Raw genomic sequence first — 26,713 nt, forward strand, 5'->3', positions numbered from 1 at the left:
CATGCTGTCGTCAATTGGTCACGAGGAGTGTAGTGATCCACATCGCGTTTCGGTACCACCTTTGGGGCCGCCGAATCCGGGAAAACTGTGTCGAGGGTAACTGACAGTTACCGAAGGGTAGGTCGTGGCGCCCGCGACGTCGCGCAGGCCAACGGATAACCTCACCGCGTCAGCAACAGCAGCGGCGGCGCGAGGAGTGCACACGTGGGACGGTCCGTTCTGGTCACCGGCGGCAATCGCGGCATCGGGTTGGCGATCGCGAGGGAACTCGCGGCCGCCGGGCACGCCGTCGCGGTGACCCACCGTGGCTCGGGCGCACCCGAGCCACTGTTCGGTGTGCAGGCCGATGTCACCGACACCGAGCAGATCGACGCGGCCTTCAAGCAGGTCGAAGAGCACCAGGGCCCGGTGGAGGTGCTGGTTTCCAACGCCGGGATCACCGACGACACGCTGCTGATGCGCATGAGCGAGGACCAGTTCACACGGGTCGTCGACGCCAACCTCACCGGCGCCTACCGCGTCGCCAAGCGCGCCTGTCGCGGCATGCTGCGGGCCAAGTGGGGCCGGTTCGTGTTCATCTCCTCCGTCATCGGTCTGAGCGGCGGCGCCGGGCAGGTCAACTACGCGGCCAGCAAGGCCGGACTGGTGGGGCTGGCCCGCTCGCTCACCCGCGAACTCGGCTCGCGCGGCATCACGGCGAACGTCGTGGCGCCGGGGTTCATCGTCACCGACATGACGGGCAAGCTCACCGAGCAGCAACGCGAGGCGGCGCTCGCGCAGATCCCCGCGGGCCGCTACGGCGAGGCCACCGACGTCGCCCGCGCGGTGCGCTTCCTGGCCTCAGACGAGGCGGGCTACATCAACGGCGCGGTGCTGCCGGTGGACGGCGGCCTGGGCATGGGCCACTGATCGAACACCGGCGACCTCGGCGACACCGCCGAGCACGCCTTCCCCCACACATCGCACGTCACATCGAACTGGAGGACAGGGTGTCCGGACTGCTCGAAGGCAAGCGCCTGCTGATCACCGGCGTGATCACCGACGCGTCGATCGCGTTCCACGCGGCCAGGGTCGCGCAGGAGCAGGGCGCACAGGTGGTGCTGACCGGGTTCGGCAGGCTGTCGCTGGTCGAGCGGATCGCGAAGCGGCTGCCCGAACCCGCGCCGGTGCTGGAGCTCGACGTGCAGAACACCGAGCACCTTGACACCCTCGCCGACCGCGTGCGCGAGCATGTGGACGCCCTCGACGGCGTGCTGCACTCGATCGCGTTCGCGCCGCCGAGCTGCCTCGGCTCGCCGTTTTTGGACGCGCCGTCGGAGGACGTCGGCAAGGCCGTGGACATCTCCGCCTACTCCTACAAGTCGCTGGCGGTGGCCGTGCTGCCACTGCTGAGCCGGGGCTCCTCGATCGTGGGTATGGACTTCGACGCGCGGGTCGCGTGGCCCGCCTACAACTGGATGGGCGTGGCCAAGGCGGCGCTGGAATCGGTGAACCGCTACCTCGCCCGTGACCTCGGTCCGCACGGCATCCGCGTGAACCTGGTGACCGCGGGGCCGGTGAAGACGATGGCGGCGAAGTCGATCCCCGGCTTCGAGGAGTTGGAGAACGGCTGGGGCGACCGCGCGCCGCTGGGCTGGGACACCACCGACCCCACTCCGGTGGCCAAGAGCATCTGCGCGGTGCTTTCCGACTGGTTGCCCGCCACCACCGGCTCGATGATCTGGGTGGACGGCGGGGTGCACGCCACCGGTCAGTGACAGCCACGACAGCCGCCGCACCCGGTATCGCGCGCACCGCGGTGCGGCGGGAGGATGGACGGCGTGACGTACGACGCGCTGCTGTGGCTGTCCTTCGGGGGCCCTGAGGGGCCCGACGAGGTGATGCCGTTCCTGGAGAACGTGACGCGGGGCAGGGGAGTGCCCCCGCAGCGGTTGGCGGAGGTCGCCGAGCACTACCAGCACTTCGGCGGGGTGTCCCCGATCAACCGGCTCAACCGGGAGGCGATCGCCGCGGTCGAGAAGGAGCTGGCGGCCCGCGGCATGGACCTGCCGGTGTACTTCGGCAACCGCAACTGGCATCCCATGGTGGAGGACACCGTCGCGCGGATGGCCGCCGACGGGGTCAAGCGCGCGCTGGTGTTCCCCACCAGCGCCTACGGTGGCTACTCCGCGTGCAGGCAGTACGACGAGGACATCGCCCGCGCTCGCGCCTCGGTGGGGCGGGACGCACCCGAACTGCGCAAGCTGCGGCAGTTCTTCGACCACCCGCTGTTCGTCGGCGCCGTCGCCGACGCCGTGCGGGTGGCGCACGCCGAACTCGGTGGCCAGGCCCGCACGGTGTTCACGGCCCACTCGGTGCCGCTGGCCGCCGACGCGGCCGCGGGGCCACCCGAGGAGGGCGGGCACCGTTACTCGCGTCAGGTCGCCGAGGCGGCCAGGCTGGTGGCGGCCGAACTGGGAATCGACGGTTACGACGTGGTGTGGCAGTCACGATCCGGCCCGCCCGAGGTGCCGTGGCTGGAGCCGGACGTCGTCGACCACATCGACGCGCTGCACGCCGAAGGCGTGCCCGCCGTGGTGGTGTGTCCGGTGGGGTTCGTCTCCGATCACCTGGAGGTGATCTGGGACCTGGACAACGAGGCCGCCGAACGCGCCGCCGAGTTGGGCATGGGCTTCGCGCGCTCGGCCACGCCCAACTCCGATCCCCGCTTCGCCGAGCTGGTGGTGGAACTGGTCAGAGAACACACCGCGGACGTGCGAGAGCGCAAGCTGTCGCAGCTTCCCGCCGCCGGATCGACCGTGAACGGCAGCCCGTGCGCGGTTCGCTGTTGCGAGCCGCTCAAGCGGCCCACGGCAGCGGCCCGGGCACGGTAGCGGGCCAGGGCGCCGAGGGCGTCGCGGGCTCAGCCCGCGGCGCCCGCCAGCACCCGCACCGCCTCGTTGACGGCGGCACAACGCGCCATGCGCACGGCGTCGGTCAGCGGCCGCAGCGCGTCGGCCCTGCGCGAGGCCGCCGACGCCGACAGCGCCCCGCCGGGCTGGTCGGCGTGCGCGAGCGCGACGATCGCGGCCACCTCCTCGGCACGTTGCAGCACTCGCAGCGCCCTGCCCGGCGTGCCGTCCGGCCACTGTGCCCTCGGCGTCGCCCGCAGTCGCGCCGACAGCTCCTCGCGCACACCGGGTCGCTCGCTGGCGACGTCCAGCGCCTGCAGCGCGCCCGCACTGTCGCGGATGGCGTCGGTGAGACCGTGCTCGGCCTCGGCGAGCGAGACGTACTCCGGCGCGGCGTCGGCCGAGGTGGCCAGCACCGTCCACCGCATCAGCCCCTCGGCGATGGACTGCGGCACCACTCCGTAGCCGAGGCCGACGAAAACCACGGCCTCGCCCGCCCGTAGCGCGGCATCGGTGAACGGGCCGCCACCGCCCAGCCCGCGAGGGTCGCCGGGCACCGGCAGCACCAGCCGCGCATCGGTGCCCCCGAGTCGTCGCAGCGCCGCGAGCAGCCGGGCGGGGGAGGTGGGCACCGCACCGGTCACCGGAACGTCGAACGTGTCGGCCGTCGCGGTGTCGGCCGCGACCACCTCGTGGGCCTCACCCCAGGTCAGCAGGGCATCGAGCGCGTCGTCGGACGCGGCCGCACCATGCAGCCACGCCGAGGACCAGACGGCAAGGGTCGCGCTGGGACAACACACAGGAATCGAGCGTACCTGGAGCCGCTCCACATCGACGCACGGCGAAACCGCAAGTAGCGTCATAGGAGTGACCGCGTCCTCACCCCCACCACCTGAAGGACTACCCCGCACCCTCGGCGAACTGCGCGCCGCCGGATACGCGCCGCGAAGCGTCAAGACCGAGTTGCACGACAACCTGCTCGACACGCTGCGGGCGGGAGGCCAGCCGTGGCCGGGGATCGTCGGCTTCTCCCGCACCGTGCTGCCGCAGTTCGAACGCGCCCTGCTGGCGGGCCACGACGTCGTGCTGCTCGGCGAACGAGGCCAGGGCAAGACGCGACTGCTGCGGACCCTCGTCGGACTGCTCGACGAATGGACCCCCGTGCTGGAGGGTTGCGAACTCGCCGAGCATCCGCTCGACCCGATCACCCCCGCATCCCGCCGCAGGGTCGCCGAACTCGGTGACTCCGCGCCCGTGACGTGGCTGCACCGCAGCCAGCGCTACACCGAGAAGCTGGCCACACCGGACACCTCGGTGGGCGACCTGATCGGAGACGTCGACCCGGTGAAGGTGGCGGAAGGGCGCAGCCTCGGCGACCCCGAAACCATCCACTTCGGGCTCGTGCCGCGGGCTCACCGTGGCATCGTGGCCGTCAACGAACTGCCCGACCTCGCCGAGCGCATCCAGGTCGCGTTGCTGAACGTGATGGAGGAGCGAGACATCCAGGTTCGTGGCTACACGCTTCGGCTGCCGCTGGACGTGCTGCTCGTCGCCACGGCCAACCCGGAGGACTACACCAACCGCGGCCGCATCATCACGCCGCTGAAGGACCGCTTCGGTGCCGAGATCCGCACCCACTACCCGCTGGACGTGGCGGCGGAGGTGGGCGTCGTGCGGCAGGAGGCCCACCTGGTCGCCGAGGTCGGCGAGCCACTGTTGGAGGTGCTGGCCCGGTTCGTGCGCAACCTGCGGGAGTCCAACGTCGTCGATCAGCGTTCCGGCGTTTCCGCCAGGTTCGCCGTGGCCGCCGCCGAGACCGTCGCCGCGGCCGCGTTGCGCCGCTCCGCGCTGACCGGCGAGGCCCCGGCCGTGGCGCGGCCGGTGGATCTGGACGCCGTTCCCGCCGTGTTGCGCGGCAAGGTGGAGTTCGAGCCCGGCGAGGAGGGCAGGGAGAGCGAACACCTGGTGCACCTGCTGCGCCGCGCGATCGCGGAGACGGCGCGGGACCGGTTCGCCGGTCTCGATTTGCGCCCGCTGGCCGACGCCGTCGCCGACGGGCACCTGGTCGCGACGGGTGAGCGGGTACCTGGCAAGGACGTGCTCGCGGCGCTGCCGGAACTGCCGGTGCTGCACGAGGTGGCGCGGCGCGCCGGGGTGTCGGCGGACGAGCCGCCTGGCCGTATCGCCTCGGCGGTGGAGCTGGCCCTGGAATCGCTGTACCTGACACGCAAGCTGGCCAAGGACGCCGACGACACCACCACGGTGTACGGGCCATGACGGTGCCGCAGGCGTACTCCTACGGTCCGTACCACGACGGTCCCGACCCGCTGGCACCGCCGATCGATCTGCGCGAGGCCATGGACGCGATCGGCGAGGACGTGCTGGCGGGGTCCTCGCCCCGCTCGGCGCTGCAGGAGCTGCTGCGCAGGGGCACCCGCGACACCACAGGACTCGACGAGCTGACCCGCCGGGTGTGGCAGCGGCGCTCCGAACTACAGCGCAGGCACCGGCTGGACGGCACGCTGGGCGAGGTTCAGCGGCTGCTCGACGACGCGCTGCGGGCCGAACGCAAGGCGTTGTTTCCCGATCCGAGCGACGACGCGCGGTTTCGCGAGGCCCGACTCGACGCGCTGCCACCCGGGACCGCGGCCGCGGTGCGCGACCTGGCGGACTACGACTGGACGTCGCAGACCGGCGGGCAGAACTACGAGCGTATCCGCGAACTGCTGGGCCAGCAGCTGCTGGAGTCTCGCTTCGAGGGGATGAAGGAGGCGCTGCGCTCCACCACGGCGCAGGACGTGGAGCGGGTCAACCGGATGCTCGCCGACCTCAACGCGCTGCTCGCCGCGCACGCGCGCGGCTACGGCGACATCGACGAGCGGTTCGCCGAGTTCATGCGCAGGCACGGTGAGTTCTTCCCGGAGAATCCCCGCGACATCGACGAGCTCGTCGACGCGCTGGCCGCCCGTTCCGCCGCTGCCTCGCGGATGCTCAACTCGATGACCCCTGAGCAGCGGCAGGAGCTGGCGCAGCTGTCGCAGCAGGCGTTCGGCGATCCCCGCATCGCCCAGCAGCTGTCCCAACTGGACTCGCAGTTGCGTGGCCTTCGCCCGGATCAGGACTGGACGTCCTCGGCGCGATTCCGGGGCGAGGACCCGCTCGGGATCGCCGACGGTGTGCGTGCGATGACAGCGTTGGCCGAACTGGACGCGCTCGCCGAGCAGCTTTCGCAGGGCTATCCGGGGGCACGAATGGAGGACATCGACCTCGACGCGCTGGAGCGCCAACTCGGCCAGGACGCGAGGGTCGATGCCGCGCGACTGGCCGAACTGCAGCAGCAGCTTCGCGGCGAGGGACTGTTGCAGCGGGCACCGGACGGTTCGCTGCGGTTGTCGCCGAAGGCGTTGCGGCGGTTGGGGGAGACCGCACTCGCCGACGTGGTGCGCTCGCTGCGTGGGCGCACCGGGCAGCGTGACACCTCCTCGGCGGGCGCGGCAGGAGAGCCCAGCGGTTCCACCAGGCAGTGGCAGTTCGGTGACACCGAGCCGTGGGCGGTTTCGCGCACGGTGCGCAACGCGGTGTTGCGGACGGCTGCGGCCGGTGGCGGCAGGGTGCGGCTCGACGTGTCGGACGTGGAGGTCGCCGAGACCGAACACCGCTCGCGTGCGGCCGTGGCGCTGTGCGTGGACACCTCGTGGTCGATGGTGGCCGAGGGCAGGTGGCTGCCGATGAAACGCACGGCACTGGCCCTGCACCAGCTGATCTCGACGAGGTTTCGTGACGACGCGCTGCGGCTCATCACCTTCGGCAGGTACGCGGCCGAGGTGGAGCTACCCGACCTCGTCGGCATGGAGGGGACGTGGGAACAGGGCACCAACGCACATCACGCCCTGCTGCTCGCGGGGCGGCACCTGCGCAGGCACCCGGACGCGCAGCCGGTGGTGTTGCTGGTCACCGACGGCGAACCCACGGCGCACCTCGAACCCGATGGTGAGGCCGAGTTCGACTACCCACCCAGCCCCCGCACACTGCGCAAGACGCTGTCCGAAGTGGACCGCCTCGCGAAGTTGAACGCCGCGCTGACCGTGTTCCGGCTCGGTGACGATCCGCGGCTCGCCGCGTTCGTCGACGCGCTAGCCCGCCGAAGCGGCGGGCGGGTGCTCGCTCCGGACCCCGAAGGGCTCGGCGCGGCGGTGGTGGGCGACTACCTGCGCCGCAGGACACGCTGACCGGCACCCAGCAACGCTGACCGGCGCCGGCGAGCGCCCGACCGGCGTCGCCGGGGCGTTGGGTGTCGCTCGGTGTCGCTGGGCACAGCCCTGCCCGCCCTGGCGCGAGCCGGGACGGGCAGGGCCGGTGTCATTCGGCCAGTTCGGCTCGCCGACCAGCCTCGGCGGTAGCGGGCCGCGACGATTCGCCGGTGTCGTTGTCGTGACCGGTGCGAAGGCCGAGCACGGCCAGGAAGCTCAGCAGCGACATTCCCGCGACGTACAGCGCGATGGGCGTGGAGGAGTTGTAGGCGCCGTACAGCGCCGTGGCCACGATGGGGGTCAGCGCGCCACCGAGCATGCCGCCCATCTGGTAGCCGATGGAGATGCCGCTGTAGCGCACCCGCATCGGGAAGATCTCGCTGAACAGCCCGCCCTGGGCACCCGCCATGATGCCCTGCACGATCGCGGCGACGACGAAGGCGAGCAGCGCCGGCATCGTTTCACCCGTGTTGACCAGCGCGAACAATGGCAGCGGCCACAGCACGGCGGTCAGCGCGCCGATCGTGAAGACGCGCTTGGCGCCGAACCGGTCGGAGAGTATCGCCGACACCACGATCGTGGCGATCCACAGTGCCGTGGAGGTGAGGATCAACGTGAGCAGGGTGGTGCGGTCGAAGCCCGCGACGGTGGTGCCGTAGGTGAGCATGTAAACGATCACCGTGTAGCCGACGGCGGGCGGTGCGATGGAGGCCAGGCTCGCCAGCACCAGGTTGCGCGGCTGCTGCCGGAACAGCTCCGCGATCGGCACCTTGGCCAGGTCCTTGTGCTGCTTGGCCTTCTCGAACTCCGGCGCGTCGCGCAGCCTGCTGCGCACGAGGATGCCGACGACCACGAGCACGATGCTGAACAGGAAGGGGATGCGCCAGCCGTAGTCCAGGAACGCCTCGTCGGACATGCCCGAGACCGAAAGGAACGCCAGGTTCGACGTCAACACCCCGACCGGAACCCCGAACTGCGCGAAGCTGCCGTAGACGGCACGGCGGCGCGGGGAGGCGTGTTCGGTCGCGATGAGGACGGCGCCTCCCCATTCCCCGCCGACCCCGAATCCCTGCAACACGCGCAGCAGGGTCAGCAACACCGGCGCGGCCAGCCCGATGGCCGCGTAGGTCGGCAGCACACCGATCAGGAACGTCGTTCCACCGGTGAGCAGCAGGGTGAGCACCAGCATCGACTTGCGTCCGATGCGGTCGCCGAAGTGTCCGATCACGGCCGCGCCGAGTGGCCGCGCGATGAAGCCGACCGCGAAGGCGCTGAAGGCGGCCAGCGTGCCCGCCGTGGCCGAGAACTCGGGGAAGAACAGGGAACCGAACACCAGCGCCGCTGCGGTGCCGAAGATGTAGTAGTCGTACCACTCGATCGACGTGCCGATGAAGCTGGCGGCGAAGATGCCCCGCTTCGACGGGGTGGTGCCGGGTTGTGACACTGCCATGGTGCGCAGTTTCCTTTCGACGCCACAGCGCGGGCAGCGGAGCACATCAGGCGCCGATACCCGCCTTTCGATGGGTCGCATGAAAGCAGCCGAATCGGCTGCTGACCATGCGCTCATGAGCCGATCCTCGCTACGTCATCCGTCCTGTTTCGCGGTGAGCTGACCCGTCGTGACCTGCAAAGCGGCAGCCGGGTGCGGCGGCAGGTGAGATCGGCCACGACATCGGCCACGACATCGGCCACCCACGCTCTCCCAACGGGCGGGACGGCCCGACCCGGACTGCAGGCAGGGCCACATAGGGTTGAGGGCATGCAGACCTGGTCCTCCATCGCCGTGCCCCGTGTCCCCGGTACCCCGCGCCCGCTGCGGCTGTTCGACACGGCGACCGGCCAGCTCCGGCCGACCTCGCCCGGGCGGCTGGCGAAGATGTACGTCTGTGGCATCACTCCCTACGACGCCACGCACATGGGGCACGCGGCGACCTACCTGGCCTTCGACCTCATCCACCGGCAGTGGCTCGACGCCGGGCACGAGGTGCACTACGTGCAAAACGTCACCGACATCGACGATCCGCTGCTGGAGCGCGCCGAACGGGACCACGACGACTGGGTGGTGCTCGGGATGCGGGAGACGGCGTTGTTCCGTGAGGACATGGAGGCGCTGCGGGTGCTGCCGCCGCGCGACTTCATCGGTGCCGTCGAGAGCATCCCGGAGATCGTCGAGGTGATCGCCAAACTGCTGGCGTCGGGCGCGGCCTACCGCGTGGACGACCCGCAGTACCCGGACGTGTACTTCGACCGCTCCTACACCGGCCGGTTCGGCTACCAGTCCAACTACGACGACGCCATGATGGCCGCGTTCTTCGGTGAGCGCGGCGGCGACCCCGACCGGCCGGGCAAGCGTGACCCGCTCGACGCGCTGCTGTGGCGCGCGGCTCGCCCCGGGGAGCCCTGCTGGGAATCCGAACTCGGACCCGGCAGGCCCGGCTGGCACATCGAGTGCAGCGCGATCGCACTGAACCGACTCGGTTTCGGCTTCGACGTGCAGGGCGGTGGTTCGGACCTGGCGTTCCCGCACCACGAGTACAGTGCCGCGCACGCCGAGGCGTTGCTGAACGAGCACCCGTTCGCGCGGCACTACGTGCACGCCGGGATGATCGCGTTGGACGGCGAGAAGATGTCGAAGTCCAAGGGCAACCTGGTGCTCGTGTCGCGGCTGCGCGCGGGTGGGGTCGAGCCCTCGGCGATCCGGCTGGCGCTGTTCGACGGCCACTACCGCAGCGACCGGCAATGGACCGACGGGCTGCTCGAGCGGGCGCAGGCACGGCTCGGCCGGTGGCGGGAAGCGGTGTCGCTGCCCAAGGGGCCCGACGCGGAGGCCACGGTGTCGCGGCTTCGTGCCCACCTCGCCGACGACCTGGACACGCCGAAGGCACTGGCGGCGGTGGACGCCTGGGTGCGCGAGGCGCTCGACCGCACCGGCGGCGACCCGGACGCGGGCTCGCTGATCAGGAACGCGGTGGACTCGCTGCTGGGTGTGTCGCTCTGAACCGGGTCACCCTCGGGGCCTGGGGTGAGGCGCAGGGTGGGCCGTCGCGCCGCGGCGCCTCGTCGGGCACGTCAGGCGCATCACTTCGGCCCTTCCACGGCGAACTCTCGGCCCTGCCAGCCGCGGCGCAGCCAGCGGTCGTGGGAGGCAACCACGACCGCACCCGGCGCGCTCCCCAGCGCCTCGGTCAGTTCCTCGGCCAGAGTCGGTGAGATGTGGTTGGTCGGCTCGTCGAGCAGCAGCAACTGCGGCGGGTCGGCGAGCAGTAACGCCAGCGCCAGCCTGCGCCGCTGCCCTACGGACAGCTCGCCCAGCGGCCGGTCGACGTCTCGCGGCGACAGCAGCCCGAGTTCCGGCAACGCGGGCGCGTCAGGGCCGGCTCGGCGGCTGTAGAGCTCCCGCGGGGTGCGGGTGTGGTCGGCGAAGGTGACGTCCTGTTCCAGCAGGGCGGTGCGCAGGCCGTCGGACCGCCACACCTCGCCACGCGCGGGCCGCAGCCTGCCCGCCAGCACCGCGAGCAGTGTCGACTTGCCCGTGCCGTTACCGCCGGTGACGAGCAGCCGGCTGGTGCCCTCGATGACCAGTTCGTCCAGCCGCAGCCTGCCGGGCACCTCGACGCCGCGTGCCGACAGCAGCCGCGGTGGCACGGACCCGGCGGTCAGCGCGCCCGCGAACCGCAACGGGGGCGGCGGCTTGCTCACCTGGGTGTGTTCGAGTTCGGCGAGCCTGCGCCGCGCGTCACGCACCCGGCGGGAGATCTGCCGCTGCACCCGCCCCGTCTTGAAGTCGTAGGCCAGTTTCGCGTTGTCGCGGGGCGGGCGGTCGTGGTTGATGTCGCGAGAGGTCACCGCCACGGCGTGCCGCAACCGCCGTAGCTCGCGCTGCTCCTCGGCGTGGCGCTGCTCCCAGCGGGCCCGCTCGGCTCGCTTGGCCAGCAGGTAGTCGCTGTAGCGGCCGCGATAGCGGGTGAGGCCGCCGAGGGCGGGGTCGAGGTCCACGATGTGGGTGCACACCGCGTCGAGGAAGACTCGGTCGTGCGAGGAGAGCACCACGATGCCGGTGAGCCCGGCCAGGTGGCGCTGCAGGAACTCCATCGCCTCGTCGTCGAGGTGGTTGGTCGGCTCGTCCAGCAACAGCGTCCTCGGCCTGCGCACCAGCAGCGCGGCGAGCGCCAGGCGGGAGCGCTGGCCACCGGACAGCGTGCCGAGCGTGCGCTCGTTGTCGAGGTGGCCAACGCCGAGACCGGCGCACACCAGCGCGGCGCGCCGATCGGCGTCCCACAGTTCGTGGGTCTGCGCCCACTCCAGCACTCGCCCGTACTCGGAGAGCGCGTCCTGGTCGTCGGGGTGTCCGGCCAGCCGTTCGCCGAGGCAGTCCAGCCGCCGTGCGACCGTGCGCAAGTGTGCCAGCGCGCCGTCGATCACCTCGGCGATCGTCGCGCTCGGTGGCAGCGGCAGTTCCTGAGTGAGCAATCCGATGTCGTCGCCGCCGACGGTGCCGCCGCCGACGGTGCCGCCGCCGACGGTGCCGGACGTCGGTTGCAGTCGCCCGGCCAGCAGCCGCAGCAGCGTCGTCTTGCCCGCTCCGTTCTCGCCGACCAGGCCGACGCGCTGACCCGCGCTGGCGGTGAAGTCGACGCCGGTGAGCACCATCCGGTCGCCGTAGGTGTAGCCGAGTTCGCGAGCACGCAGCGAAACCGGGGCAGAGACAGCAGAGCTAACAAGGGAAGCGGGAAAGGAATGAGCGGACACGAAATGATCACCGGCCGGTTCGTCGGTACGGACCACCCGCCGGGCGCGATGCCTCGGACGCGGGTTCTGGCGCGGTGTCAGCTCTTCATGATCACCCGAGCCTACAGGTGGGCCGCGGCCCGCCCAACGCGTTTTCGGCCGATCGCAGTCGGCGGCGGCGATACGGTGGGGTGGTGCCGCACCTGTACGCCACCAGTGACCTGCACGTCACCCACCGAGGCAACGCCCACCACCTCGACGCGATCCGACCCGCCACGGCGAGCGACTGGCTGATCGTCGCGGGCGACGTCGCCGAGCGGGTCGGTGTGGTGGTGGACACGCTCGCCACACTGCGGGAACGCTTCGCGAAGGTGGTGTGGGTGCCCGGAAACCACGAGCTGTGGACCACTCCCGCCGACCCGGTGCGGGCGCGCGGCGAGGCCCGCTACGACGAGCTGGTGCGCCGCTGCCGAGCGGTGGACGTGCTGACCCCGGAGGACGACTTCCCGGTGTGGCGGCACGCGCACCGGCCGCTGACGGTGGCGCCGCTGTTCCTGCTCTACGACTACAGCTGGCGCACCCCTTCCGCCCACGGCAGGCCGGTCGAGGAGGCACTGCGGCAGGCCCGCGAGGCGGGAGTGGTGTGCACCGACGAGTACTACCTGCACCCGCAGCCCTACCGCGACAGGCAGGAGTGGTGCGCGCGCAGGTTGCGGCTCACCGAGAAGCGGCTCGCCGAGATCCCCGCCGACCACGGCACGATCCTGGTGTCACACTGGCCGCTGCACCGGCACCCGACCGCACCGCTGCGCCATCCCGAGTTCGCCATGTGGTGCGGCACCGAGGAGACCGCCGACTGGCACGTGCGGTTTCGAGCCGAGGTGGCCGTCTACGGGCACCTACACATCCCGCGCACCACCCTTCTCCACGGGGTGCGGTTCGAGGAGGTGTCGATCGGCTACCCACGCGAGTGGCGCAGGCGCGCAGGGGGAGCGGTGCCTTTGCGGCGGTTGCTGTGACCGGCACCGGCGTCACGCCGCCCACCGTTGGGTCGGCGCAGCGCCAGCGCGGCGGGCGCCACGAGCGCCAGCAGCGCGGCGGGCACCACGAAGCCGAGCACGGGATCGAACCGGTAGGGGGCGGTGAACAGCGCGGGCGCGGCGGCCATGCCGAGGAACCGCAGCGCCTGTACCGCTGAGATCGCCCCACCTCGGCCGCGCGAGCGTCCCGACACCACCGACACGTTCACCGCGACGATGACGAGCTGCGCGGCGACCCCGGCCAGCGCCCAGCTCGCCGCGACAGCCGGCACGGTACCCACCAGCCCGGCCGCGCTCACCAGCGCCGCCCCCGCGACCAGCCCGGTGAACCCGGCGACCCGGACGCCGAACCGGTCGGCGGCGCTTCCCACCAGCCTCGCGGTGAGGAAACCGGCGACTCCGAACCCGGTGAGCACCAGCCCGCGCACCGCCGAGGTGAGCTCGAAGGTGTCCTCCAGCCGGAAGGCGACCAGGAACGAGATGCCGGAAAGGCACGCCCAGCCGACCAGGGCCAGTAGGCCGGGCAGCACGATCGAGCGGGTCCAGGCGTCACGCAACCGGGGCGGCCGGGACCGGTCCAGCGGCGGATCGGGAGGCAACGTCAGGGTGGCCAGCACCACCGCCGTGGCCGCGATCCCGGCGAAACCCCACCGCCACGAGACCTCGGCGGCGAGCCCACCCACCAGCGGCGCCGACGTCTGCCCGAGCGCCTGCATCGAGCCGAACAGGCCCAGTGCCCTGCCCAGCTGCTGCGGTTGCGTGCTCGCGGCGAGCTTGGCCATCAGCAACGGCAACGTGAACGCGTTCGCCGCGCCCTGAAGCCCCCTGCTGAGCTGGAACAGCCAGAACCACGGCGCCAGGGCGGCGGCCGCGGCGGCCAGCGCGTACACCACGTAGGCCAGCCGGATGGTGCGGCCGGGTCCCCAGCGCTCCCCGAGCGTGCCGGAGACGAGCATGAGCCCGGCGAGCGGGACCAGATAGGCCGTGAGCGAGGTCGCCGCCGCCGACGCCGACACCTGGAAGCTGGCGCCGAGCTCGGGCAGGATCGCGGTGACGATGCCGCCGCCGAACGGGCCCAGCAGCGCACCGACGTACAGGGCACCCCTGGCGAGCCGGGAGGTGCCGGTGTCGCCGTTCAGCGGCCCGAGGAGCCGGGCCCGTCGGGGCGGTGGCGGCGCAGGTAGCGTTCGAACTCGGCGGCGATCTTGTCGCCGCTGGCCTCGTCGACCACGATCTCGGCGTCGCCACGCTCCTCGAGCGTGCGCACGTACTCGCTGATCTCCTCGTCCTCGTTGGCCATCTCGGTGACGGTCTGCTGCCATTCCTGCGCCTGCTCGGGCAGCGCTCCCATCGGGATCTCGATCTCGAGCACGTCCTCGAGCTTCTGCAGCAGCGCCAGCGTGGCCTTCGGTGACGGCGGGTGGGACACGTAGTGCGGCACCGCGGCCCACACCGACACCGCGGGCACCCCGGCCTGCACGCAGGCGTCCTGCAACACCCCGACGATGCCGGTCGGGCCCTGGTAGCGGCTGCGTTCCAGGCCGAACCTCGCCGCGGCCTCGGCGTCGTAGGCGGTGCCGGTGACGGGAACCGGCCTGGTGTGCGCCGTGTCGGCGAGCAGCGCGCCCAGCGTCACCACGGTCGAGACCTCGAGCTGTTCCACGTGCTCGAGCAGTTCCGCGCAGAAAGCGCGCCAGCGCATGTTCGGCTCAGGGCCCTGCACCAGCACGAGATCTCGCCCCAGCCCCTCCGGCCTGCACACCGCGAGCCTCGTGGTCGGCCACTCCACTCTGCGCGTGACGCCGTCGACCAGCTTCACGGTCGGCCTGCTCACCTGGAAGTCGTAGTAGTCGTCGGGGTCGAGTTCGGCGAGTGGCTTGGCGTCCCAGTTCAGCTGGAGATGCTCGATGGCGGTGCTCGCGGCGTCGCCTGCGTCGTTCCAACCCTCGAACGCCACGATCATCACCGGTTTGGGCTCCCGCGGTTCGGGAGCCGTCTCGTCGGTCTCGTCGAAGGGCGTGCTCACATGCCCAGCCTACGGCCCGGCGCGTACTCGCGGAGACCGCAGGCGGCACGCGGCCGCGGTCGCCGTATCCCGCTACGGTCTCGGCGTGCGCAGCGGGTCCGCAGACCCCGCGGAGCTGCCGCACGCTGACCGCAACGAGTCCTCATCGACGGCCGGGAGACAACGTGGACCGACCGCCCGCCGCGGGCGGCGGGAACAGGGTCGGTGACGCTGTGCCGCGAGCAGGCAGGCGAACTCGTGGCGTCGCCACTGGTGATCCGCGTTCGACGCGTGGTGCTGCTGGTCCACCGACCTGGTTCGGCAGTGCGAGCTGCTCGCGAACCGAGTCGCTGCCCGACACGGTGGACCCGCTCATGCGCTCGGCGGTCGGGTGAGCAGCTGGCGGGTGAGCGTGTCCGTGGCCCAGTGCTCCCACTGCTCGTGGCTCCAGGCCCGGTCGTCGACGAGGAGCAGGTAAGTCTCCGGGGTCAGCGTGGCCAGGCATACGTCGGCCGCACGCGCGGGGGTGAGGTCCGGGCGCAGCGCTGCCTTCTCGGCCAGCGCCTCGGCCAGTCGCAGCCGGACGGCGTGCCCGCTGCGCCACGTTGGTCCGCCACAGCTCGACCAGTTCGGGGTCGGTCGCGGCGGCGGAGCGGACCACGTCGAGCAGCCGGCGACCCGGCGCAGGATCTCCCCCGTGCCGGCCACCTGCCGCCGGACCTGTTCGGGAGCGTCGGCGGCGAGCGCCTCGCGAAACCACGGCCGGTCCATGGTGGCGACCGGCTCGGTGTCGCCCGCGATCTCCCGGTCGAGCAGCTCGGCAAGGAGTGCGCGCTTGCTGGCGAAGGTAGACGCTCTGCACGGCCATCCCGGCCTCGGCCGCGATCGCCTTCATCGTGGTCGCGGCGTACCCCTGCCGCTCGAAGACGGCGGGCGCTGTCATCTGCGCTCCCCGCACCGAAGGAGCGTTCGACGAGCCCGGCCGCAAGCACGGGAACGCGGCCGCCGCCCACGTCCGCGTCGCCGTGGCGGCGGGTGCCGCGCACCGTGGCTCTAGGGTGAGTTGTCGCACGGGTCGTCGCACGGTGAGCTTCGGAGGGCATCCTGAGTACCGCGTTCTCTGGTGAACCCGCAGGTCAGCACACAGCAGGGGAGGTGCGGCTGCCTGCGGCCGTGCTGTGGGACATGGACGGCACGCTCGTCGACTCCGAGAAGCTGTGGGACGTCGCGCTCTACGAGGCGGCCGACTGGCTCGGCGGCAGCCTGTCGGCGAGCCGGCGGGCCACCCTCGTCGGGTCGAACCTGACCGCCACCTCGCGATACCTGCTGACGCTGGCGAATCGCGAGCCGAGCGAGGACGCCGTCACGGAGGTCAGCGAATGGATCCGTGGCCGCACGAGGAACCTGTTCGCCGACGAACTGCCCTGGCGGCCAGGTGCACGCGACGCGCTGGAATCGGTGAGCCAGGCCGGAATCCCGTGCGCCCTGGTGACCTCCACCGAGCGCTCGCTGACCGAACTGGCGCTGGACACCATCGGCAGACGCTTCTTCGACGCCACCGTGTGCGGTGACGAAGTTGACGGGCTGAACAAGCCGCACCCCGAGCCGTACCGAAGGGCCGCCCGACTGCTGGGCGCCGACCCGGCCCACTGCGTCGCCGTCGAGGACTCCCCGGTCGGCGCGGAGTCGGCGGCCTCGGCAGGCTGCACGGTGCTCGTGGTGCCCTGCGATGTCCGGGTGGAGCCGGGGCGGCGGCGCACCTTCCGAACCTCGCTGGTCGGAGTGGACGCCGCCACCATCAGCGCGCTGGCACTCGATGGCCGCGGCTGCTGATCAGGGCAGCATGTCGGCGGGGATGTCGCCCTGCTTGGTGCCGACGACCGCGAAGTAGTGCAGTGGCCGGCCGCTGATGTCCAACCGGTGCCGGTAGCGCTCGCGGGCGCGCACGTTGAGCAGACCTGCCCGCCTGCACGAATCGATGAGCGTGGCGAACCCCGAGGTGTCGGAGTCGGACAGGAACCGGTCCTTGATGGTGAACGCGACCCAGCCGCCGTCGCTGACGAGGTTGTAGGCGGCGCGAAATGCCGAGGGCGGGATGTCACCGTAGCCGAGCGCGGCCACGCAGGTCAGCGTGTTGAAGCTGTGCCGCTCGAGCAGCAGGCTGTCCGCTTCGGACAGCGTCGTCATGTCGAGCACGTGGTAGGCGTCGTAGACCTCCGGCCGGTCCCGCAACGCTGCGTCCCGCGCCTGCGGCAGGATGTCGATGCCCGCCAAGTGGCCGACACCCACCGTTCGCAACTGTTCACCGACGAGTCCGTTGCCCGCGCCCAGATCGAGTACCCGAAGCGAGGCCGCGCTGACGTTGTCGCGCTGCAATTCCTCTTTGAGCAGCTTCGCGACGACATCGGGTGAACGGCAGTCGAGAATGTCGTGAAAGAGTTGTTCGTAGAGACCGGGAATGGCGAAGATTCGGCCGTAGTCGTGGAATCGGATGTCCTGCCATGTGCCGTCGAGCAGTACCGAGCAGTACTCGCTGTCCTGATCGACCTGTTCGGGATGCTGGGGGAGTCTGATGTCGTGCTGGGTCCGGTTCGTTTCCTTCGCCGCCTTTTCCGGGGAGGGTCTCCTGTCGCTCATATCACAACCTTTCCGTTCCGGAAGGGAGCCTGCGCGCGCGTTTCAGCCAAGTGCATTCCCCGTGGCGCGTCAACACTGCCGAGTGACGCCAGGTGCGGTCGCGGCACCCGGTGGCCCGGCGACCGGCGCGTGAGCGGTGGATGGAAGTATTCGAAGACGTGAAGACCTTCGACGAGCTGTACGCCGAACTGGCCGAGCGCGCCCGCACCCGACCCGAAGGCTCGGGGACGGTGGCCGCGCTGGATGCCGGTGTGCACGCACAGGGCAAGAAGGTGCTGGAGGAGGCGGGTGAGGTCTGGATCGCGGCCGAGCACGAGTCCGACGAGCGGCTGGCCGAGGAGATCTCCCAACTGCTCTACCGGGTACAGGTGCTCATGCTGGGACGAGGCGTTTCCCTCGAAGACGTCTACCGCTACCTGTGAGCAGTGCACAGGTAGCGGTCACCGAACCGAGAAGGAGAGAACGAGCAATGCTGCGCGTGGCGGTGCCGAACAAGGGCTCACTGGCGGGACAGGCATCGGAGATGCTGGCCGAGGCCGGGTACCGGCAGCGACACGAGCAGCGCGACCTCACCGTCCTCGACCCCGTGAACGAGGTCGAGTTCTTCTTCCTTCGCCCCAAGGACATCCCGATCTACGTGGGTTCGGGCGAACTCGACCTCGGCATCACCGGCCGCGACCTCGCGCTCGACTCCGGCGCGCCGGTGGAGGAGACCGTGCAGTTGGGCTTCGGCGGCTCGACGTTTCGCTACGCGGCCCCACAGGGGCGCGACTGGACGGTCACCGACCTGCACGGCAAGCGCCTCGCCACCTCCTACCCCAGGCTGGTGCGCGACGACCTGGCTCGCCACGGTGTGGAGGCGGAGGTGATCCGGCTGGACGGTGCCGTCGAGATCTCGGTGCAGTTGGGCGTCGCCGACGCGATCGCCGACGTGGTCGGTTCCGGCAGGACACTGCGCCAGCACAACCTGGTGCCCTTCGGCGACCCGATCTGTGTGTCCGAGGCGGTTCTGGTGCACAGGGCGGGCAACGGGGACTCCAAACCCATCGTGCAGCTCGCGGCCCGGCTGCGCGGCGTGGTGTTCGCGCAGCAGTACATGATGCTGGACTACGACTGCCCCCGGACGCTGCTTGAGCGGGCGATCGCGATCACACCGGGACTGGAGTCGCCCACGGTGGCACCGCTGGCGCACGCCGACTGGGTCGCGGTGCGCGCCATGGTGCCGCGCAAGCAGGTGAACTCGATCATGGACGAGCTCGCCGCCGCCGGTGCCCGCGCGATCCTGGCCTCCGACATCCGTTCCTGCAGGCTGTGAGGCCGGGAAGCGGGCGGTTGCGGGGTCAGCGTGGCCGCGGCCGCTTGGGCATCAGGTCGTAGAGCCCTCGGCGCCCGCCGCTGTCGTTGGCGGCACGCGTCTGCGCGAGGTCGGCGATGAAGTCCTCGAACAGGAACTCCTGGTCGGCGGTCGGCGCCACCGGCCGGTGCCGCACGGCAGCCGCTTCCAGCACCTGGGCGATATCGCGATAGGCCGCCGCCTGGATCGTCTCGGGGGCGAACGTCGTGACGGGCACTCCCTTGGCCGCCGCCTCGTTGACCACCACGCTGAGCGGCACGTGTGCCAGCATCGGGATGCCGAAGGTGCGCAACTCCTCCAGCGCGGCCACCGCGTAGGCGGAGATGGGGCGGCGGTACAGCCCGGGGACCAGGCCGTGGTAGATGATCGGCGGCCGCCGCGCGGCCGCCTCCAGGTAGTTGATCTGCTCCCGCATCAGCCGCAGCGCCCTGATGCTGGTTCGGTCGGGCTGCACGGGCACGAGGATTCCGTGCGTGGCCACCAGCGCGTTGTTGGTCAGCACGTCCATCGCGGGCGGGCAGTCGATGATGACGTGATCGTAGTTGGCGAACTGGATCACCCTGGCCAGCTGCCAGCCGGGGACCCGGAACTGGTCGAGCCTGCGGATCAGGTCGAACATGCCCGGTGACGTCGGGATCACGTCGAAGGCGCCGCCCCTGCCGATGTTGCTGCGGGGGTGGGGCACCACGAGTTCCTCGATCGGGCCCCGCCACAGTTTCGTCAGTGCCTTGGCCAGGCTCGGCGCTTCCGGCGGTGGCTCGGGCAGGCCGAGCAGTTCGGTGGTCGCGTGACCCTGCGGGTCCAGGTCGACGAGTAGCACCCTGCGACCTCGCTCGGCGAGGGCGGCGGCGGCGCCGACGCTGAGCGCCGTCTTGCCGACTCCGCCTTTCTGGTTGACCACCGAGGTGATCTGCACTGTGCGCCAGCTCCCGGGTCTCGTGGTTTGCGAGCAGGGTAGTGGATCAGTCACCGGAACGGGTGGCGTGGACCCTGGAGTGTTCGGCGTCGGTTTCGTACCGGTTCTCGATCACGGTCGCTGAGCAGCGGATTCCCGCCTGCGAACGAGTAACGCCTGCGAGCCGGTCGCGACCTGCCCGCCCTCGTCGTGCAGCGTGCTCGTGGCCGTGCCCACCCCGGCGGGCCCGATCACGGTGGCGGCGTCGAGCCCGATCCACTCACCGATGGGCTCGCGCAGGATGTGGACGGTCAACTCGGGGTTGATGAACCACCACTGGCTCGGGTCGAGCCGGTTGGACACGCCGTTCGCGGAGTCGGCGACGGTGAACAGCCGCTGCAGCGCGCTGGGCTTCTCCCCGTCGACGAGCGGAACGCGCTGCCGCGCCCATACCGCCGCGGGGCCCGGGTCGCACAGGTCGCCCCTGGCCGTTCGCCATTCCATGGCGTGCAGGTAGCCGCCGAGCCAGTCCGATGGCCACCGAGCCTGCCCGCAGTCGGCGACCGCGGGCAGCGGCGCCGCGGCACCCGCCGCGACGGCACCGGTGTCGTTGCTGCTCAACCGCCAGGCCGAGGCCCTGGCGACAGCGCGTGAACCCGCGAGCAACTCGGCGCTGAGCAGCTCGACCGACCGGCCCGGGCGCTCCAGCCTGGCTGTGACGGTCAGCTCCCGCAGCGGCGCTGGGCCCAGAATCTCGATGGTGACCCTGCCCAGCTGGGTCTCCCGCTCGCTGGGAATCGCTTCCAGCGCGCGCACCAGCAGCGCCGAAGGCGGGCCGAAGTGCTGCGCCTGCGGCGTCCACGGCCCGCTGGTGTGTTCGGTGGGTTGGAACCGGTCCTGCCCGAGCGGCAGGTAGAACGCCTCGGCCACGATGGTCTCCTTCACCCTGCGCCGAACAGGTCAGTCGGCCCGGTCGAGCACCGACTCCTCTCCGGGGTCGGGCTCGGGCCAACCCGGATATTCTGGCGGCGTCCCGCCGAAGGAGGGACACAGGGCCTGGTGAGAGCACCAGTCGCAGAGTTTGCTCGTGCTCGGCCGGAAGTCGCCCGTCCTGCCCGCCCGCAGGATCGCCTCCCAGATCGCCTCCAGCGTGCGTTCGAAACGCAGCAGCTCCGGCTCGTCGGGGGTGTAGGCCAGTGCCTGCCCGTCGGTGAGATACATGAGCTTGAGCTGGCTGGGCACCACCCCGCGCAGCCGCCAGAGCACGACCGCGTAGAACTTCATCTGAAACATCGCCTTGGCTTCGCCGATCTGCCTGGGGGCAGCGCCGGTCTTGTAGTCCACCACCCGGATCTCGCCGGTGGGGGCGACGTCCAGCCGGTCGATGTAGCCGCGCAGCAGCACGCCGGAACGCAGTTCGGTCTCCACGTGCAGCTCGCACGCCTGCGGGTCCAGCCTGCGGGGATCCTCCAGCTCGAAGTACGCGTCGACGAGCCGGGCGGCGGAGTCGAGCCAGTCGCGTACCGCCGCCGAGGAGTCCTGCGCGAACAACTCCGTCCATTCCGGGCATTCGGTCGAGAGCCGTTCCCAGGTGGGTGCGAGCAGTTCCCGCGCCCGGTGGGGAACCCGCTCCTGGCGGGGCAGCGCGAACAGCTGTTCCAGCACCGAATGCACCAGCGTCCCCCGCACCTGGGCCTTGGTCGGCACCTCCGGCAACCGATCCACGGCACGGAAGCGGTACAGCAGCGGACACTGCTTGAAGTCGCTCGCCCTGGACGGCGAAAGCGCAGGCCGTCGTAGCCCATCCCGCGGCGACGCGGTGGCGGTGCTCGTGGTCGTGGTGTCGATCGCGCCCTCTGCCATGCCCGGGAGCGTAGCGGCACGGTACGACAGCACGTGGTGACCCGGCGTGGACGCGCTCGACCACGGGACGTAACGAGCGCCCAACGCCGGACGTTCTACCCTCTCCTGGTGGACGCGAGGAGCGAGGTCGGCAAGGCCGGGCGGCGGCGTCCCGTCGCCGCTGAAGGCGGCCTGCTGCTCTTTCGTGTCGGTGGTGTCCCGGTGCTGCTGGCCCCGTCGTGGTGGATCGGCTCGCTGATCGTCGTCGTGCTGTACGCACCGCTGGTGTCGCGGCTGCTGCCGGAGGCCGACGCGGCCACGTCGTGGGCGCTGGCCGCCGCGTTCGCCCTGCTGCTCGGACTTTCGGTGCTGGCCCACGAACTGGGGCACTGCCTGGTGGCGCTGCGGCTGGGCCTGCCGGTGCGCAGGCTGCGGCTGTTCCTGCTGGGAGGTCTGTCCGAGGTGGCGCGCTCGCCGCGGCGGCCCGGTCAGGAAGGGCTCGTGGCCATCGCGGGCCCCGTGGTGTCGGTGCTGCTGGCGGTGTTCTGCGGCTCGCTGCTGCTCGCCCTGCCGCCGGACGGTTCGACCTGGCTGCTGGTGGCCCAGTGCGCTGTGGCCAACCTCGCGGTAGGGCTGTTCAACCTGCTGCCGGGGCTGCCGCTGGACGGCGGGAGGCTGCTGCGGGCGGGGGTCTGGGCGCTCAGCGGTACGAGGGCGACCGGAACCAGGGTCGCGGTGGCCGGCGGCGGTCTGGTGGCTGTGGCGCTGCTGGTCTGGGCGTTGTGGGGGCTGGCTGTCGGCAGCGAGGACAGGTGGCTGCGGCTCGGGGTCTGTGTCGTGACGGCGTGGTTCGTGGCCACCGGCGCCACCGGTGAGTTCGCGTCGGAGGACCGGCGTGAGTGGCCGGACGGGCTTCGGCTGACCGACGTGATGCGGCCGGTGCTGCAACTGCCCGCGGAAAGCCCGGTCGCCGCGGCGCTGACCGCCTCGGCGGGCAGGGGAGTGGTGCTGGTGCGCGCCGACGGGGTCGCCGCCGGGTTGCTCGACGAGGCCGCCGCGCAGCGGTTGGCTGCCTGCTCACCGCAGTCACCAGCCGAGCAGGCGGCCGAGCCGATTCGGCCGGAGACGGTGTTGCTGCTGTCCGAGCCCTGCGCCGACATCGCCGAACACGTGCGTGAGGTGCCCACCTGGCAGTTCCTCGTGGTGGACACCGACGGCAAACCCGCGGGGGTGCTGCACCGCGACGACCTGCGTGCGGCGCTGTCTCATCAGGTCGGGTACACCGCCTGAACCGGGGTGGGGGCGGTCTGCCACGATCGACCGTTGATTCGTGTCGCGGACGTGGAGGTGCGGTGTCAGCAGGGCCGTTTCGTGAAGGTGATCGCGTGCAGTTGACCGATCCGAAGGGACGGCACTACACCATCGTGCTGGAGCAGGGAGCGCAGTACCACACGCACCGTGGCGTGCTGGCCCACGACGACCTGATCGGTCGACCGGAGGGATCGGTCGTCACGTCCGGCGGCGGCACGAGCTACCTGGCGCTGCGGCCGCTGCTGCCGGACTACGTGCTGTCGATGCCCCGTGGCGCGCAGGTCATCTACCCCAAGGACGCCGCGCAGATCCTGATGTGGGGCGACGTCTTCCCCGGTGCCAGGGTGTTGGAGGCGGGGGCGGGCTCGGGTGCGCTGACCTGCTCGCTGTTGCGGGCGGTGGGAAGCGAAGGGACCGTCACGTCCTACGAGTTGCGTGCCGATCACGCCGAGCACGCCGAACGCAACGTCGAACGGTTCTTCGGTGAGCGGCCCGCGAACTGGACGTTCCACGTCGGCGACGTCGCCGCGCACGAGGGTGAGGTCGACAGGGTGGTGCTGGACATGCTGTCCCCGTGGGAGGTGCTGCCGGGAGTCGCGGCGAGCCTGGTGCCGGGCGGGGTGCTGGTGGTCTACGTGGCGACGGTGACGCAGCTGTCGACGGTCACGGAGGCGCTGCGGGAACAGCGCTGCTGGACCGAGCCGCAGTCGTGGGAGACGCTGCAGCGGCCGTGGCACGTGGTGGGTCTCGCGGTGCGGCCGGACCACCGCATGGTGGCGCACACGGCTTTCCTGCTCACCACCCGCAGACTGGCCGAGGGTGTCGCCCCGCCCCGCAGGCAGCGCAGGCCGAGCAGGGGCTGATCGCCGGCAGGGCCGGACTCGACCGAGTCCGGCCCTGCCGGGGCGTGCCTGCTCAGCTGGGCCCCGCCAGACACCACATGCCGCCCTCGGTCCTCGTCTTGAACGAGACGTCCTCGCTGCGACCGCCCTCGGTGACGGTGAAGTCGATCGAGCCGCTCTCGCCGTCGTCGCGTGCCTCGACGAGTTCGGCGGAGGTGTCGTCGCGGAAGTTGGGTTCGTCCACACCGCTGATGGTGCGGCACACCATGTCGACCATCGAGGTGCCGTCGTGGTCGTTGATCGCGCTGATCAGTGACTCGGCGAGCAGTTGGTTGGACGGCTGCCCGCCCGGTGCGGGCTCCTGGCCGTCGTCGGTGGGCCCTGTGGTGCTCGGCGACTCGGAGGTCGGCTCGGATGTCGACGTGTCCGGCTGCCCGGTGGGCGTGCCCGAGGCGGGGGAGCCGGTCGCCACCGGAGTTGGCCCACCCGCCTGCTGCTCGTCGTCGCCCAGCAGCAGCACGAGTGCGACGGCTCCGCCGACGAGGGCGATTCCGGCGATCACAAGGCCGACGATCAGGCCGGTGCGCTTCTTCGGCGGGGGTGGTTGGCCGGGGCCGGGAGGAAAACCGGGCGGCTGTGGAGCTCCGGGGCCGCCGGAGGGGCCATGCCCGCCGGGTGGGCCGGGTGGGCCGAATTGGCCGAATTGTTGTGTGCCACCAGGTCCGGCTCCGCCGGGTGGCGGCTGTCCACCAGGCTGTTGCCCCCAGCCGTTTTGTGGTCGGTGTTGCGGCTGCCATCCCGGAGGTTGCGGCGGATACGTCACGGTTGCCCCCTAGTGCTGTCTCAACCTGCGGGAATCTCACGGCCCGCACCGATCGCTGCGATCGTAGCGGCGGCGCCCGGGCCGGTTTCCCTTACCCTGCGAGCTGACCGTTTTGTCCGCCGTGGCAAGCCGAAATTCGGCCCTGGAGTCGGCTCATCGGTTACCGGGTACTCCGCGGCGACCGAGCGACGCGCCGATCCTGTAACGCGGATAGGGCTTTTCATGTCGGTGATCGCCGGTACCGTGGAAGCAAATGCATTCCGAGGAGGTGCCGAAATGCAACACGACCTTCCCGGAGGTCGGCACGACGAGGCCGACTCTTCAGAGACGAGCGGAGCCACGACCGCGGGAACGCCATCGAGCGAGCAGGCACGGCAGATTCGCTTCCTTGAGGAGGAGGTCGCTCTCCTGCGTCGCAAGCTCACGGATTCGCCGCGGCAGAATCGGGTGCTCGAGCAGCGGCTCGCCGAGGCGACCGAACGGGTGAGCCAGCTGACGGAGCGCAACAACAAGCTGGTGGAGACGCTGCGTGAGGCACGCAGCCAGCTGTTGGCTCTGCGTGAGGAGGTCGACCGGCTCGCGCAACCTCCGAGCGGCTACGGAGTTTTCGTGGCCGCGTACGAAGACGGCACGGTGGACGTCTTCACCGCGGGCAGGAAGATGCGGGTGTCGGTTTCGCCCGCGGTCGAGGTGGAGACGCTGCGCAGGGGCCAGAGTGTGCGCCTCAACGAGGCCCTGACCGTGGTGGAGAGCGGCGGATTCGAAAGCACCGGGGAGGTCTGCGCGCTGCGTGAGGTGCTGCTACCGGAAACCGACGGGGGCAGCGCGCGGGCGCTCGTCGTCGGCCATGCGGACGAGGAGCGGGTGGTGTGGCTGTCGGACCCGCTGGCCGACCAGACACTCAAGCCCGGCGACTCGCTGCTGGTGGATTCCAAGGCGGGCTACGCGTACGAGCGGGTGCCCAAGGCCGAGGTGGAGGACCTGGTCCTCGAGGAGGTTCCCGACGTCCGTTACGAGGACATCGGCGGGCTCTACCGGCAGATCGAGCAGATCCGCGACGCCGTCGAGTTGCCGTTCCTGCACTCCGACCTGTATCTGGAGTACCAGTTGCGGCCGCCGAAGGGCGTGCTGTTGTACGGTCCTCCCGGATGCGGAAAGACCCTCATCGCCAAGGCGGTGGCCAACTCGCTTGCCAAGCAGGTGGCCGAGGCGCGCGGTGACGGCACGGCGGCGGATGCCAAGTCGTACTTCCTCAACATCAAGGGCCCCGAACTGCTGAACAAGTTCGTGGGGGAGACCGAGCGGCACATCCGCATGATCTTCCAGCGGGCGAGGGAGAAGGCGTCCGAAGGCACTCCGGTGATCGTGTTCTTCGACGAGATGGAGTCGATCTTCCGTACCCGTGGCAGCGGCGTGTCCTCCGACGTGGAGACCACGATCGTTCCGCAGCTGCTTTCGGAGATCGACGGTGTGGAGGGGCTGGAGAACGTCATCGTGATCGGCGCCTCCAACCGCGAGGACATGATCGACCCGGCCATCCTGCGGCCAGGCAGGCTGGACGTGAAGATCAAGATCGAGCGGCCGGACGCGGAGGGCGCGAAGGACATCTTCTCGAAGTACCTGACCGCCGATCTGCCGATCCACTCCGACGACCTGCTGGAGTTCGGCGGCGACCGGCAGGCCACGATCGACGCGATGATCCAGCACACCGTGGAGCGGATGTACGAGGAGACCGACGAGAACCGCTTCCTCGAGGTCACCTACGCCAACGGGGACAAGGAAGTGCTCTACTTCCGCGACTTCAACTCCGGTGCGATGATCCAGAACATCGTGGACCGGGCGAAGAAGTCGGCCATCAAGTCGGTGCTGGAGACCCAGCAGCCGGGGTTGCGTGTGCAGCACCTGCTCGACGCGATCGTGGACGAGTTCGCTGAGAACGAGGACCTGCCCAACACCACCAACCCCGACGACTGGGCACGGATCTCGGGCAAGAAGGGCGAGCGGATCGTCTACATCCGCACGCTGGTCACCGGCAAGAACCAGGAGTCCGGCAGGGTCATCGACACCGCGACCAACACCGGGCAGTACCTGTGAC

Annotated in this window: 24 protein-coding genes and 1 pseudogene; 13 read left to right on the plus strand and 12 right to left on the minus strand. The window is 70.7% G+C overall.

Annotated elements, in window-relative coordinates; translation table 11 throughout:
• Positions 1–204 precede the first annotated feature (204 nt).
• The 3 genes from fabG to SACMADRAFT_RS13755 all read left to right on the plus strand — a co-directional run bounded on the left by fabG (position 205) and on the right by SACMADRAFT_RS13755 (position 2,873).
• Positions 205–909, plus strand: coding sequence for a beta-ketoacyl-ACP reductase (gene fabG, locus SACMADRAFT_RS13745; protein ID WP_009154430.1), 705 nt, complete (start codon positions 205–207; stop codon positions 907–909).
• Positions 910–989: 80 nt separating this feature from the next.
• Positions 990–1,757 carry an enoyl-ACP reductase FabI gene (gene fabI, locus SACMADRAFT_RS13750; RefSeq protein ID WP_009154431.1) on the plus strand — a complete coding sequence of 256 codons (768 nt, stop codon included), beginning with the start codon at positions 990–992 and terminating at the stop codon, positions 1,755–1,757.
• Between the two features lie 63 nt (positions 1,758–1,820).
• A complete protein-coding gene (locus SACMADRAFT_RS13755; protein ID WP_009154432.1) occupies positions 1,821–2,873 on the plus strand; it encodes a ferrochelatase in 1,053 nt (350 codons plus the stop codon).
• A 29-nt stretch (positions 2,874–2,902) separates the two neighbouring features.
• Here SACMADRAFT_RS13755 and SACMADRAFT_RS13760 read toward each other — a convergent pair whose 3' ends face one another.
• On the minus strand, positions 2,903–3,691 hold the full coding sequence (locus SACMADRAFT_RS13760; RefSeq protein WP_040926398.1) for a hypothetical protein: 789 nt from the start codon (positions 3,689–3,691) through the stop codon (positions 2,903–2,905).
• 67 nt (positions 3,692–3,758) lie between these two features.
• Between SACMADRAFT_RS13760 and SACMADRAFT_RS13765 the strand changes: the two genes are divergently transcribed.
• Both SACMADRAFT_RS13765 and SACMADRAFT_RS13770 read left to right on the plus strand, forming a co-directional pair.
• Positions 3,759–5,168: a sigma 54-interacting transcriptional regulator gene (locus SACMADRAFT_RS13765; RefSeq protein ID WP_009154434.1), complete on the plus strand. Its 1,410-nt coding sequence runs from the start codon at positions 3,759–3,761 to the stop codon at positions 5,166–5,168.
• The gene (locus SACMADRAFT_RS13770) at positions 5,165–7,120 is read left to right on the plus strand and encodes a vWA domain-containing protein (RefSeq protein WP_009154435.1); all 1,956 of its coding nucleotides are present in this window, start codon (positions 5,165–5,167) and stop codon (positions 7,118–7,120) included. The genes SACMADRAFT_RS13765 and SACMADRAFT_RS13770 overlap by 4 nt, the downstream gene beginning before the upstream one ends.
• A gap of 130 nt (positions 7,121–7,250) precedes the next feature.
• On the opposite strand, the gene SACMADRAFT_RS13775 is transcribed toward SACMADRAFT_RS13770, so the two are convergent.
• Positions 7,251–8,591 (minus strand): MFS transporter, encoded by a 1,341-nt coding sequence (locus tag SACMADRAFT_RS13775; protein WP_009154436.1) that lies wholly within the window; start codon positions 8,589–8,591, stop codon positions 7,251–7,253.
• A gap of 309 nt (positions 8,592–8,900) precedes the next feature.
• Here SACMADRAFT_RS13775 and mshC point away from each other — a divergent pair, with 309 nt between their 5' ends.
• Positions 8,901–10,139 carry a cysteine--1-D-myo-inosityl 2-amino-2-deoxy-alpha-D-glucopyranoside ligase gene (gene mshC, locus SACMADRAFT_RS13780; RefSeq protein WP_009154437.1) on the plus strand — a complete coding sequence of 413 codons (1,239 nt, stop codon included), beginning with the start codon at positions 8,901–8,903 and terminating at the stop codon, positions 10,137–10,139.
• An 80-nt stretch (positions 10,140–10,219) separates the two neighbouring features.
• Here mshC and SACMADRAFT_RS13785 read toward each other — a convergent pair whose 3' ends face one another.
• Positions 10,220–11,791: an ABC-F family ATP-binding cassette domain-containing protein gene (locus SACMADRAFT_RS13785; RefSeq protein ID WP_009154438.1), complete on the minus strand. Its 1,572-nt coding sequence runs from the start codon at positions 11,789–11,791 to the stop codon at positions 10,220–10,222.
• A gap of 272 nt (positions 11,792–12,063) precedes the next feature.
• Here SACMADRAFT_RS13785 and SACMADRAFT_RS13790 point away from each other — a divergent pair, with 272 nt between their 5' ends.
• Entirely contained in the window at positions 12,064–12,888 is an 825-nt protein-coding gene (locus SACMADRAFT_RS13790; protein WP_040926401.1) for a metallophosphoesterase family protein, read from the plus strand.
• On the opposite strand, the gene SACMADRAFT_RS13795 is transcribed toward SACMADRAFT_RS13790, so the two are convergent.
• The 4 genes and pseudogenes from SACMADRAFT_RS13795 to SACMADRAFT_RS31430 all read right to left on the minus strand — a co-directional run.
• The gene (locus tag SACMADRAFT_RS13795) at positions 12,828–14,048 is read right to left on the minus strand and encodes an MFS transporter (RefSeq protein ID WP_009154440.1); all 1,221 of its coding nucleotides are present in this window, start codon (positions 14,046–14,048) and stop codon (positions 12,828–12,830) included. The genes SACMADRAFT_RS13790 and SACMADRAFT_RS13795 overlap by 61 nt on opposite strands.
• Complete coding sequence (locus SACMADRAFT_RS13800; protein WP_009154441.1) at positions 14,045–14,935, minus strand: PAC2 family protein; 891 nt, start codon at positions 14,933–14,935, stop codon at positions 14,045–14,047. Before SACMADRAFT_RS13800 ends, SACMADRAFT_RS13795 begins: the two co-directional genes overlap by 4 nt.
• Positions 14,936–15,286: 351 nt before the next feature.
• Positions 15,287–15,685, minus strand: a complete 399-nt coding sequence (locus tag SACMADRAFT_RS30915; RefSeq protein WP_050998111.1) for a hypothetical protein — start codon at positions 15,683–15,685, stop codon at positions 15,287–15,289.
• Positions 15,686–15,800: 115 nt separating this feature from the next.
• A pseudogene (locus SACMADRAFT_RS31430) lies at positions 15,801–15,857 on the minus strand (hypothetical protein); the annotation flags it as partial.
• A 242-nt stretch (positions 15,858–16,099) separates the two neighbouring features.
• Between SACMADRAFT_RS31430 and SACMADRAFT_RS13810 the strand changes: the two are divergent.
• Positions 16,100–16,747 (plus strand): HAD family hydrolase, encoded by a 648-nt coding sequence (locus SACMADRAFT_RS13810; RefSeq protein ID WP_050998369.1) that lies wholly within the window; start codon positions 16,100–16,102, stop codon positions 16,745–16,747.
• Here SACMADRAFT_RS13810 and SACMADRAFT_RS13815 read toward each other — a convergent pair whose 3' ends face one another.
• On the minus strand, positions 16,748–17,551 hold the full coding sequence (locus SACMADRAFT_RS13815; RefSeq protein WP_009154443.1) for a class I SAM-dependent DNA methyltransferase: 804 nt from the start codon (positions 17,549–17,551) through the stop codon (positions 16,748–16,750). It abuts the gene before it with no gap.
• Between the two features lie 158 nt (positions 17,552–17,709).
• Here SACMADRAFT_RS13815 and SACMADRAFT_RS13820 point away from each other — a divergent pair, with 158 nt between their 5' ends.
• Together SACMADRAFT_RS13820 and hisG are read left to right on the plus strand one after the other, a co-directional pair.
• Positions 17,710–17,973 carry a phosphoribosyl-ATP diphosphatase gene (locus tag SACMADRAFT_RS13820; RefSeq protein ID WP_040925689.1) on the plus strand — a complete coding sequence of 88 codons (264 nt, stop codon included), beginning with the start codon at positions 17,710–17,712 and terminating at the stop codon, positions 17,971–17,973.
• A 47-nt stretch (positions 17,974–18,020) separates the two neighbouring features.
• Positions 18,021–18,866, plus strand: a complete 846-nt coding sequence (gene hisG / locus SACMADRAFT_RS13825; protein ID WP_009154445.1) for an ATP phosphoribosyltransferase — start codon at positions 18,021–18,023, stop codon at positions 18,864–18,866.
• 25 nt (positions 18,867–18,891) lie between these two features.
• On the opposite strand, the gene SACMADRAFT_RS13830 is transcribed toward hisG, so the two are convergent.
• From SACMADRAFT_RS13830 to SACMADRAFT_RS13840, 3 genes are all read right to left on the minus strand, one after another.
• The gene (locus tag SACMADRAFT_RS13830) at positions 18,892–19,821 is read right to left on the minus strand and encodes a ParA family protein (protein ID WP_009154446.1); all 930 of its coding nucleotides are present in this window, start codon (positions 19,819–19,821) and stop codon (positions 18,892–18,894) included.
• Between the two features lie 111 nt (positions 19,822–19,932).
• The gene (locus tag SACMADRAFT_RS13835; RefSeq protein ID WP_009154447.1) at positions 19,933–20,730 is read right to left on the minus strand and encodes a thioesterase family protein; all 798 of its coding nucleotides are present in this window, start codon (positions 20,728–20,730) and stop codon (positions 19,933–19,935) included.
• 30 nt (positions 20,731–20,760) lie between these two features.
• Entirely contained in the window at positions 20,761–21,663 is a 903-nt protein-coding gene (locus SACMADRAFT_RS13840) for a RecB family exonuclease (RefSeq protein WP_009154448.1), read from the minus strand.
• Between the two features lie 108 nt (positions 21,664–21,771).
• On the opposite strand from SACMADRAFT_RS13840, the gene SACMADRAFT_RS13845 reads away from it, so the two are divergent.
• Together SACMADRAFT_RS13845 and SACMADRAFT_RS13850 are read left to right on the plus strand one after the other, a co-directional pair.
• Entirely contained in the window at positions 21,772–22,932 is a 1,161-nt protein-coding gene (locus SACMADRAFT_RS13845; protein ID WP_009154449.1) for a site-2 protease family protein, read from the plus strand.
• A 62-nt stretch (positions 22,933–22,994) separates the two neighbouring features.
• Positions 22,995–23,816 (plus strand): tRNA (adenine-N1)-methyltransferase, encoded by an 822-nt coding sequence (locus SACMADRAFT_RS13850; RefSeq protein WP_009154450.1) that lies wholly within the window; start codon positions 22,995–22,997, stop codon positions 23,814–23,816.
• Positions 23,817–23,868: 52 nt separating this feature from the next.
• Here SACMADRAFT_RS13850 and SACMADRAFT_RS28545 read toward each other — a convergent pair whose 3' ends face one another.
• Complete coding sequence (locus SACMADRAFT_RS28545) at positions 23,869–24,357, minus strand: hypothetical protein (protein WP_009154451.1); 489 nt, start codon at positions 24,355–24,357, stop codon at positions 23,869–23,871.
• Positions 24,358–24,894: 537 nt separating this feature from the next.
• On the opposite strand from SACMADRAFT_RS28545, the gene arc reads away from it, so the two are divergent.
• Positions 24,895–26,712: a proteasome ATPase gene (gene arc, locus SACMADRAFT_RS13860; protein WP_009154452.1), complete on the plus strand. Its 1,818-nt coding sequence runs from the start codon at positions 24,895–24,897 to the stop codon at positions 26,710–26,712.
• Position 26,713: the final 1 nt, after the last annotated feature.

It is taken from the genome of Saccharomonospora marina XMU15 (assembly GCF_000244955.1).
GTDB lineage: Bacteria > Actinomycetota > Actinomycetes > Mycobacteriales > Pseudonocardiaceae > Saccharomonospora_A > Saccharomonospora_A marina.

Excerpts from the sequence above, each read along its gene's own strand:
- SACMADRAFT_RS13770 (WP_009154435.1), top strand. The coding sequence starts at position 5,165 with ATGACGGTGCCGCAGGCGTACTCCTACGGTCCGTACCACGACGGTCCC.
- SACMADRAFT_RS13775 (WP_009154436.1), bottom strand. The coding sequence starts at position 8,591 with ATGGCAGTGTCACAACCCGGCACCACCCCGTCGAAGCGGGGCATCTTC.
- mshC (WP_009154437.1), top strand. The coding sequence starts at position 8,901 with ATGCAGACCTGGTCCTCCATCGCCGTGCCCCGTGTCCCCGGTACCCCG.
- SACMADRAFT_RS13785 (WP_009154438.1), bottom strand. The coding sequence starts at position 11,791 with ATGGTGCTCACCGGCGTCGACTTCACCGCCAGCGCGGGTCAGCGCGTC.
- SACMADRAFT_RS30915 (WP_050998111.1), bottom strand. The coding sequence starts at position 15,685 with ATGGACCGGCCGTGGTTTCGCGAGGCGCTCGCCGCCGACGCTCCCGAA.
- SACMADRAFT_RS13810 (WP_050998369.1), top strand. The coding sequence starts at position 16,100 with ATGGACGGCACGCTCGTCGACTCCGAGAAGCTGTGGGACGTCGCGCTC.
- SACMADRAFT_RS13815 (WP_009154443.1), bottom strand. The coding sequence starts at position 17,551 with ATGAGCGACAGGAGACCCTCCCCGGAAAAGGCGGCGAAGGAAACGAAC.
- hisG (WP_009154445.1), top strand. The coding sequence starts at position 18,021 with ATGCTGCGCGTGGCGGTGCCGAACAAGGGCTCACTGGCGGGACAGGCA.
- SACMADRAFT_RS13840 (WP_009154448.1), bottom strand. The coding sequence starts at position 21,663 with ATGGCAGAGGGCGCGATCGACACCACGACCACGAGCACCGCCACCGCG.
- arc (WP_009154452.1), top strand. The coding sequence starts at position 24,895 with ATGCAACACGACCTTCCCGGAGGTCGGCACGACGAGGCCGACTCTTCA.